This is a genomic window from Aurantimonas sp. DM33-3, assembly GCF_014334315.1.
Classification (GTDB): Bacteria; Pseudomonadota; Alphaproteobacteria; order Rhizobiales; family Rhizobiaceae; genus Aurantimonas; species Aurantimonas coralicida.
The window spans coordinates 1-2,867 of record NZ_JACSGS010000041.1; the positions used below are offsets into that span (position 1 = coordinate 1).

At 63.2% G+C, this 2,867-nt stretch carries 4 protein-coding genes; all 4 read left to right on the forward strand.

The genetic code is table 11. From position 1 onward, the window contains the following. Positions 1 to 98: 98 nt before the first annotated feature. Positions 99 to 542: a transposase gene (locus H9Q09_RS22225; RefSeq protein WP_187392881.1), complete on the forward strand. Its 444-nt coding sequence runs from the start codon at positions 99 to 101 to the stop codon at positions 540 to 542. Beyond that, entirely contained in the window at positions 539 to 886 is a 348-nt protein-coding gene (tnpB, locus tag H9Q09_RS22230) for an IS66 family insertion sequence element accessory protein TnpB (protein WP_187392882.1), read from the forward strand. Before H9Q09_RS22225 ends, tnpB begins: the two co-directional genes overlap by 4 nt. 71 nt (positions 887 to 957) lie before the next feature. After that, positions 958 to 2,607 carry an IS66 family transposase gene (locus H9Q09_RS22235; RefSeq protein WP_187392884.1) on the forward strand — a complete coding sequence of 550 codons (1,650 nt, stop codon included), beginning with the start codon at positions 958 to 960 and terminating at the stop codon, positions 2,605 to 2,607. Positions 2,608 to 2,610: 3 nt separating this feature from the next. Continuing rightward, on the forward strand, positions 2,611 to 2,835 hold the full coding sequence (locus H9Q09_RS22240; protein ID WP_187392883.1) for a hypothetical protein: 225 nt from the start codon (positions 2,611 to 2,613) through the stop codon (positions 2,833 to 2,835). Positions 2,836 to 2,867: the final 32 nt, after the last annotated feature.

The following is a 2,867-nucleotide window of genomic DNA, read 5'->3' on the forward strand; positions in this document are numbered from 1 at the left end:
GTGTGCCTCCGGCGTGAGCCGCCTTGCGAACTGTGGATGAGATCGTTGTTTTTGCGGCGTGGTGTGGTGACCACGGTGCAAGCAATGAGGATATCCACGTGACCTACCATCGGATCGATCTTGTTCGGGATAGCGGCCGCCGTCGACACTGGCCGACAGCCTTGAAGGAAGAGATCGTGATGTCGGCGCTGGAGGAGGACGCCAGCGTGGTGGCGGTCGCCCGCCGGTACGATGTAGATCCATCGTCGATCTACCGTTGGATCCGAAAGTTTCGTTTGGATGCGCAGGATCGGGGCCCGACCTTCCTGCCTGTTGCGGTGTCGCCCGAGATCGAACCCCATGAGGGACCGGAGCAGGATCGGGATGCTGGCGCTGACGCTCGTCCTTGCGAGCGCCAGCGTTGCGTCGAGATTGAGCTGTCTGGCAACCGGGTTGTCCGGATCGATGCGGAGATTGACGCCCGCGCCCTTGCCCGCATTCTCGATGTGGTCGATCGATTGAATTCGCCGTCGGCTTGTTCGAAGACGAGAATGGGAGAATGATCCCGGTCCCAAGCGGGGTACGGGTCTGGCTGGCGACGGGGCACACGGATATGCGCAAGGGCTTCCCGGGCCTGTCGCTCCTGGTGCAGGAGTCGCTGAAGCGCGATCCGAACAGCGGCCATCTGTTCTGCTTTCGTGGTCGCAGAGGCGATCTTTTGAAGATCATCTGGCATGATGGCCATGGCGCCTGCCTTTATACGAAACGGCTCGAACGCGGGCGCTTTCTCTGGCCTTCCGTCGCCGATGGCGCGGTGACGATATCGCCGGCGCAGCTCGGTTATCTTCTGTCTGGAATCGACTGGCGGAACCCCCAAAAAACCTGGAGGCCAACCTCGGTTGGATAGGCAAAAGCGTTGCATTGCAGGGCTTTTGTGGCAGAATCGGTGTTATCGCGATCTGCTTCGAGCCCTCCATCATGGCTGCCGCGCCGGATGATATCGCCCTTCTGAAAGCCGCGCTTGCGGCAGCGGAACGGCGCGCTGATCTGGCCGAGCGCGGTCGCGACGAGGCCGTTGCGAATGCGGCGCGGGTCAAGGCAAAAGTCTCCGGCGCCGAGGCGCTCATCGCGCATCTGACGCTGGAGATCGAGAAGCTCAGACGCGAACTTTACGGCACGCGCTCGGAACGTAAGGCCCGCCTTCTCGACCAGTTGGAAATGCAGCTCGAGGATGCCGAGGCGGCTTTGAGCGAAGACGAGCTGGTGGCGGAACAGGCCGCGGCGAAAACCACGACAGTGAAGTCCTTCGAGCGGCGGCGCGGTGGTCGCAAGCCATTCCCCGAGCATCTGCCGCGCGAGCGTGTTGTGATGCCGCCCCCGACGACCTGTGCCTGCTGCGGTTCGGATCGGCTGCGCAAGCTAGGCGAGGACGTGACCGAGACCCTGGAGGTGATCCCGCGGCAGTGGAAAGTGATCCAAACGGTTCGGGAGAAGTTCACCTGCCGCGAATGCGATAAGATCACCCAGCCGCCGGCGCCGTTTTATCCAACGCCGCGGGGCTTTCTCGGTCCGAGCCTCCTGGCGATGATCCTGTTCGACAAGTTTGGACAGCACCAGCCGCTGAACCGGCAGTCGGAGCGCTACGCCCGCGAGGGGATCGATCTCTCACTGTCGACGCTGGCCGATCAGGTCGGCGCCTGCACCTTCACGCTTCGCCCGCTTCACGATCTGATCGCGGCCCATGTCCTGGCTGCCGAACGTCTGCACGGCGACGATACGACCGTGCCGATCCTGGCCAAAAGTAAGACGGTGACGGGGCGGGTCTGGACTTACGTTCGCGACGACCGTCCCTTCGGCGGTCAGGCACCGCCGGCGGCCTTGTACTTTGCGTCCCGAGATCGAACGGCCGAGCACCCTGAACGTCATCTGACGGGCTGGACCGGCATTCTCCAGGCCGACGCCTACTCGGGCTATGGGCGCCTCTATGCCACTGAGCGAAGTCCGAAGCCGCTGACCCAGGCGCTGTGCTGGAGCCACGCGCGCCGCAAGTTCTTCGAGCTTGCCGACATCGCCCAAAGCGCCCGGCGAGGAAAGAACGCCGCGCCGATCTCGCCCATGGCCCTGGAGGCAGTGAAGCGGATCGATGCCCTGTTCGATATCGAGCGCGCCGTCAACGGCCTGTCCGCCGATGATCGCCTGGCCATCCGCCAGGAGAAAAGCCTGCCGCTCCTCGCCGAACTCGAAACGTGGATGCGCACCGAACGGGCGCGCCTGTCGCGCCATGCCCCGGTCGCCAAGGCCATGGACTACATGCTGACCAAGTGGGACAGCCTCGCCTGCTTCACGACAGATGGCAGGGTTTGCCTCACAAACAATGCGGCGGAGCGAGCGCTCAGGGGCCTGGCCTTGGGCCGCCGCTCATGGACCTTCGCCGGCTCCGATCGCGGCGCGGACCGCTGCGCCTTCATGCTGACGCTGATCATGACGGCCAAGTTGAACGATATCGACCCGCAGGCCTGGCTCGCCGACGTCCTCGCCCGCATCGCTGAAACCCCGCAGAACCGGCTTGCAGAACTGCTGCCCTGGAACTGGTCCGCCGAAAGCATGCCACAACAGGCGGCGGCCTGAGCTATGGCCGCAATCTCCCATGTTCATACGATCCAACGGGCCGTCGAAATCCTCGGCCGAAACGAAGAGCTCTTATGCGAGCTATCCGACCAGCTCGAACCCGAAGAGGGCGTCATATGGATCATCGATACCGATGATCGCCAAACGCTCGCCTTCACCGAGGCCGGTATCGACGCGCTTCGTGACATCATCGCCGATCAGATCAAAGGCGCACTAAAGACTACGTGAAATCGAGCCTGCGGCCTACAGCGTATGCGTAC

Bases quoted from the DNA above. Each gene is read 5' to 3' on its own strand.
- tnpB (WP_187392882.1), top strand. From the start codon at position 539: ATGATCCCGGTCCCAAGCGGGGTACGGGTCTGGCTGGCGACGGGGCAC.
- H9Q09_RS22240 (WP_187392883.1), top strand. From the start codon at position 2,611: ATGGCCGCAATCTCCCATGTTCATACGATCCAACGGGCCGTCGAAATC.
- H9Q09_RS22235 (WP_187392884.1), top strand. From the start codon at position 958: ATGGCTGCCGCGCCGGATGATATCGCCCTTCTGAAAGCCGCGCTTGCG.